The sequence below is a fragment of the Thiocystis minor genome (assembly GCF_016653465.1).
Lineage (GTDB): Bacteria > Pseudomonadota > Gammaproteobacteria > Chromatiales > Chromatiaceae > Chromatium > Chromatium minus.
In genome coordinates, this window is the sequence record NZ_NHSQ01000178.1 from 1 (window position 1) to 4,974 (window position 4,974).

Genomic DNA, 4,974 nt, shown 5'->3' on the forward strand with positions numbered 1-4,974 from the left:
ATGCGCCGCGAGCAGGTCAGGGCGCGCGGCAGCAAGTCGGTGACGAGTTGCTCGCGCAGACGCTTCCGCTCGGCGCGGCCCACGTCGCGGTTTTCGCCATGTTCCAGTTCCTCGATCCGTTCGTCGAGCGCCTCGGCAATGGCGGCGGACGGGAGCAGGCGCTGTTGCTGGCGGGCGCAGAGCAGCAGGCAGTCGCCGACGCCATGGACCAGCGCGGCGGTTTCCTCGCCCAAGGTCGAGGCCCAGCCCAGGGTGGCGGTTTCGAGCGGTCCGCAAGGACGAAACCGGCGCTCGGCGAGGGCCGCTTCCAGGGCGCTAGCCGTGAGGTCGCCGGGGGTTTCCAAGCGGAAAAGACGGGCGTTTTTGAACAAGGGCAGATCCTCTAGGTGGCGTTAGGAGGGATGAGTTCGACGCGCGCGCCGTTAGTCGCCGAACAGGCCATCTGGATTGCCCGCCGCATCGGCGTCGCCAAACATCAAGAAGCCGGTCGCCGAGTTGTACTCGAAGCCATCGTCATCGTCCCAAAACGTGCCACGGTGACGAGCCGGACGCGGACGCTGAACGCGGTGAAAGCCCGCTTGCGCGAGGGTGTCGAGGTTGATCAGGAAATGGCACACGTCGCTTGGCGATGACGTGGCGTTGGGTGCGGCGATGCACTCGCGCAACGGCGGGCGCTGCTGATTCCACCAAGACAAGATGGCAATCCAGAGGATGGCGATCCAACCGAAAAAGTCCATGTGTCTGATGCCTCTATTGATCCATTGGCGCCCGAGAATAGCACACAACAAGCATTTAACGTAAAACGTCTCTTATTATACGCTTCTGACCCCAGCGGCACCCGACGCAGCTCACGAACCTCGCGAACGCTCCGCGTCGCGCGCGGCCTGTTCGCGCTCCAACAGATTGGTCAGGCGACGCATCTGTTCGTCGCGCTCCCCGAGCAAGCCCCGCAGATCGGCGACCTGCGCCTGCTCGCGTGCCAGACGGGCCGTCAGATCGACGATCCGCGCGAGGCTGGCCTGCCATTGCGCGTCGAGGTGCTGGGTGTGCGCCTGGCACTCCGCCAAACGTCCCTCCCACTGTTGGCGTTCGTCCTGCCAGCGCGTCGCCGCCTCCGTCGTGGCGCGATCCCAGAAGTCGACCACCAGCCCCCGCAGCGACTCGGGGATGCCGGGGATCTCGAAGCGCCGGGCGGCATCGGCGATCCAGTCGTTGAGACCGTCGATGATGGCCTGCTGACCGCCACGCCCACCCAGGTGTTCGCGGATCGCCGCAATGCTGGGACGCTGGCCCTTGGCCGCAATCTCACAGGCCGCCGCATGGGCGAGACGACGGGTTTCGCCTCGGGCGCTCATGCGGTGCGGACGGCCGCGCGAGCGAGGCGATGCCGTGAGGTGGGAACTCGATGGAAACGCATTCTCGAATGCCTCTTAGACGCTGTTTGGATCTTCTGCCGTCAGCCGATGATCAGCAGACAGGATCGACCAAAATTCCGATTCATCCGGAAAATCCCCGCCCTCCGCAGACAGACTGGCTGAACGCGAGGGTTTCCAAACAGCTTCCTAGGGACTCACTGGCGGCATGCGATGGAGACCCGCAGAGACGGTCGCGCCGTTCTTCGACATTGTGCCAGCGCGACCCGTGTCGCCGGGCGTTCGCTTGGAATTCGGTACAGAAAAGAACGGCCCGCCGTCTTCAGGTTTGCCACCCCATTCGCCGTGCTGTTCAAGTCGTCCAGCGGATGCCATGCAACCAAGCACGTCTGCGGCCACCACCCGATACGCCTTCGTCCCCTTGCTTGCGTCTCTCCCGTGAAAGACCGTCACGCCAGACAGCCGTGACGCCACGTTCGACACGTCAATCCGGTCGTTCTGGTTCGCCATTTCCAACACAATCCATTCAAGCGGATGCTTTTTCATCGAAAATCCTCTGGTTGAACCACCCCCCCTTTGAGGGGCATGGCCGTGTCTCGCGACAACCAGCGAGGCATCGCCCCGACAGGCGGCCTGAGCCTGATGAGCCGGTCAGGCCAGCGTCAGCATGGACTGACATGGCTCGCTTCGCTGAAACAGGAAGCCCGATGACGACGAATAATAGCATTTCATTCAATACGTAAAGCGATATATTAAGTACGCGACAGACGCGCAATGGAGAGGCGTTTAAGGTCGACACACCCCCTCGCGGGCGATCCGCCGGAGAGAATTCCCATGCACGAACGGATCGCCAAAGCCTTGTCCCACGGCGACGTGCGCCGCTTGGATCAGCGTCCCGAACCACAGACATCAAGTAAAGACGCGGGCATGGATCGCCTGCAACAGCGTCAAGTCATCCCACACCGCTTCCGACCAGCCGCCCGGTCGACCGACATCGCCCAGGATCAGTTCCCGAAACAAGCGTCCAAAGGCCACGGAATCGCCCCAACAGACCGCGATCCGGTCGAGGAGATCGGGAAATTCGCGCTCCAGCCAGCCCTTTTCTGCGCGGTGTCTGTCCACCGGGTTGACGACGTGCGGAAACCTCGGGGCGACGTTCCGACGCCGGTCCGCGGTTCCCGTCAACTGCGCGCACAACAGCTTTTCCAGCTGCGTGTCAACGAAGCGGCGCAGCAGCGGTTGCGGATGCTCGAAGCTCAAGATCAGGGTGTAGAACACGTTCGCGGATGCCTTGCTCGGGACGCTTCGGGTCGGCGCGCGGACATCGATCACCCGCGCCCGCAGGTGAATGTCAGGCAAATCGGGGGACACGAGCGAAAAACGCACCCCTTGTTGCAGCGCGCTGGCCTCTGCCGAATGGAGCGTGTAATAGCCCATGGCAATCTCCTGGAGCGCCTGATCCAGCGCCGCCAGGTCGGGAACAACGACGTGGAGGTGCCGCGCCAGCGGCGGCGTCTCGTCTGACTCGCCGCGTCCCAGCAGCGTCAACAGGCGTTCCAGGCGCGCGTGATCGCGCAGCGACAGGCTCACGAAGCGCGCCGCCACCTCCGAATGCCCGGCGTCCGTCGCCTGAACCCGCACACATTGGCTCGTCGCCGTCAGGGTGCGACCGTGGACCCACGGCAGGATCAGTTGGAAGCGATCCAACGCGGGGAACGCGGTCGGAACGCTCAGACACATCCCGCCCCAGGAAAGGTCGCGACCGACCGCCAGCACAGGGGATTCCCGGTCGGGGAGGACGATCCGAACCGGGGTCTGGATCGCGCAGCGGACATGGGCGCGGCGCTCGCGTTCCTTAACCCCGGCGCGCCCGGACAGGCGGGAGCGGGTGCTCAACAGGATGTCCCCGCGATCGCGTCAGCGACCGGCGCGAACGCCACCGCAAACAGTGGCGTGTCGTGGGGAGAGGCGGCGAGCGCCTGATCGAGCTGTCGCTCGACAGACTGTTTGAGCGACGCGAGCGGATGCTCGAAGCGCAGGGTGATGCGGTAGACCGTGATCCAATCGAAGTCATTGATCTGAAAGGGCTGGACGTCGACGATCCGCGCCCGCAAGCCCTCGCCGTCGCGATCCCGCATCCGGGTGAGCGAAAAACGGATGCTTTGGTCGATCTCGTAGGCGTGAAACACGGTCAGCGTTAGGCGTCCCGTCGCAATCTCCGCCAGCAGGCGGTGCATCTGCGCCGGTTCGTTGACGACGATCTCTAACGCCGGTGCGAGCGGAAGGACCGCCTCGCCCTCGTGGCGCGACTGCTCCAGCAGCGACACCAGTCGCGCGTGGTGTGCGAGCGTGAGCTGCGAGAACCGCACGGCGATCTGCGTCCGTCCGTCCTCCCGCACACGGCTGCGCAGCAGACAGGCATTGGCCAGAATGGGCTGCTCCGGTGTCCACGACATCATCAGCTGGAAGTCCGCCACCGCTGGTGGCAGGACGTCGGAAACGAGGAGGCACGCGCCGCCCCAGGACAGATCGTGCGTGAACCCGCTCAAGGGCGGCCTCTCGCCGTCCGGAAACACGATTTTGGTCAGGAGTCGAATCGACCGGCGCGGTTGGGTGCGACGATTCGGGAAGGACGTGGGTTGATGGGGCATCGCGATGGGCGTGACCTCGTTGGCAACGGGGGGCGAAAACCTCTGTGGGCGCGAGATACCGACCAGGGCTTCAGCCATCTTGGCGCTCGGGGCTTTCGTGATGACGATCGTGAACACGCAAACCATGGTTCGCTGGGCAGGGTGCTGGCGCTATCCGTGGCCGCCGACGCTGGTCTGCGGGGTGCCATGCTCCGCACTCCGAACCGCGCGATCTCTCAACACCGGATCGCCGAACGGTCCGTCGCGCCCGCGTCGCTCTGGCGCGGACTCCGCCAGGGTGTCGGGCGCGGTTTCGGTGCGGCCATGGTTCCTCGGGGACAGCGCCTGACACGGCGGAGAGTCCCACGGCACGTCCCGTGACCGCTCCAGTCCCTCCGACACCGCGTCCAGTCCGGCGATGAGCGCGATTTCGCGCTGACGCGACTCCCGCAACGCGTCCCGCAATTCGGCCATCCCCGGCAACGGCGGCTCGCTCGCCTCGCCCGCGTGGGGCGCGTGCGCCTGCGCCAGGCACTGTTTCAACCGCTGGACTTGGAGTTGGAGGATGAAAATCCGGGCGTTGGCATCCTGGAGCCGTTCGTCGGTGTTGGCCAAGGCGAGCGCCGAGGCGCCAGACGGAACCCAGGCACCGTCTCCGGCAGGAGCCGATCCGCCCGGTCCGCGAGGCGCATTGGCGTCCAGCCACTCGTGGAGACCGTTCTGGATGGCGAGCGGATCGCTGCGCGGCGGCAAGCGGTCGATCAGCGCGCGCCGATGGATCGACTGACCGAGCGCCGCGAGCGCGCAGGCGGCGTCAAAGGCGGCGCGGCGGGTGTGGCGATGCGCACTCATGCGTCGGCCAACTCGAAGGCGGTCATGCCGTCGCGCTTCGCCAGCGAGGCGCGGGGGCGCTTGGTGGGCGCCCACCACCAGCGACACTGGGCGGGCGCTTGCCGGGGCGGGGCATCCAG

7 protein-coding genes are annotated in these 4,974 nt (G+C 65.6%); all 7 read right to left on the reverse strand.

The window, feature by feature from the left end:
* On the reverse strand, positions 1–371 hold a 371-nt coding region (gene rdgC / locus CCR95_RS22935), incomplete at its 3' end, for a recombination-associated protein RdgC (RefSeq protein WP_201098818.1).
* Positions 372–422: 51 nt separating this feature from the next.
* Positions 423–737 (reverse strand): hypothetical protein, encoded by a 315-nt coding sequence (locus CCR95_RS22940; protein WP_201098819.1) that lies wholly within the window; start codon positions 735–737, stop codon positions 423–425.
* Positions 738–848: 111 nt separating this feature from the next.
* Positions 849–1,355 (reverse strand): DNA-binding protein, encoded by a 507-nt coding sequence (locus CCR95_RS22945; protein ID WP_201098821.1) that lies wholly within the window; start codon positions 1,353–1,355, stop codon positions 849–851.
* A 207-nt stretch (positions 1,356–1,562) separates the two neighbouring features.
* Positions 1,563–1,919 carry a hypothetical protein gene (locus tag CCR95_RS22950; RefSeq protein ID WP_201098823.1) on the reverse strand — a complete coding sequence of 119 codons (357 nt, stop codon included), beginning with the start codon at positions 1,917–1,919 and terminating at the stop codon, positions 1,563–1,565.
* Positions 1,920–2,282: 363 nt separating this feature from the next.
* Positions 2,283–3,269 carry a PilZ domain-containing protein gene (locus CCR95_RS22955; protein WP_201098825.1) on the reverse strand — a complete coding sequence of 329 codons (987 nt, stop codon included), beginning with the start codon at positions 3,267–3,269 and terminating at the stop codon, positions 2,283–2,285.
* Positions 3,266–4,102 (reverse strand): PilZ domain-containing protein, encoded by an 837-nt coding sequence (locus tag CCR95_RS22960; RefSeq protein WP_201098827.1) that lies wholly within the window; start codon positions 4,100–4,102, stop codon positions 3,266–3,268. Before CCR95_RS22960 ends, CCR95_RS22955 begins: the two co-directional genes overlap by 4 nt.
* A 72-nt stretch (positions 4,103–4,174) precedes the next feature.
* A complete protein-coding gene (locus CCR95_RS22965) occupies positions 4,175–4,855 on the reverse strand; it encodes a hypothetical protein (protein ID WP_201098829.1) in 681 nt (226 codons plus the stop codon).
* Positions 4,856–4,974 lie beyond the last annotated feature (119 nt).

What these genes read in the sequence shown, in the direction of transcription:
- CCR95_RS22940 (WP_201098819.1), bottom strand. Translation starts at nt 737, where the DNA reads ATGGACTTTTTCGGTTGGATCGCCATCCTCTGGATTGCCATCTTGTCT.
- CCR95_RS22945 (WP_201098821.1), bottom strand. Translation starts at nt 1,355, where the DNA reads ATGAGCGCCCGAGGCGAAACCCGTCGTCTCGCCCATGCGGCGGCCTGT.
- CCR95_RS22950 (WP_201098823.1), bottom strand. Translation starts at nt 1,919, where the DNA reads ATGAAAAAGCATCCGCTTGAATGGATTGTGTTGGAAATGGCGAACCAG.
- CCR95_RS22960 (WP_201098827.1), bottom strand. Translation starts at nt 4,102, where the DNA reads ATGGCTGAAGCCCTGGTCGGTATCTCGCGCCCACAGAGGTTTTCGCCC.
- CCR95_RS22965 (WP_201098829.1), bottom strand. Translation starts at nt 4,855, where the DNA reads ATGAGTGCGCATCGCCACACCCGCCGCGCCGCCTTTGACGCCGCCTGC.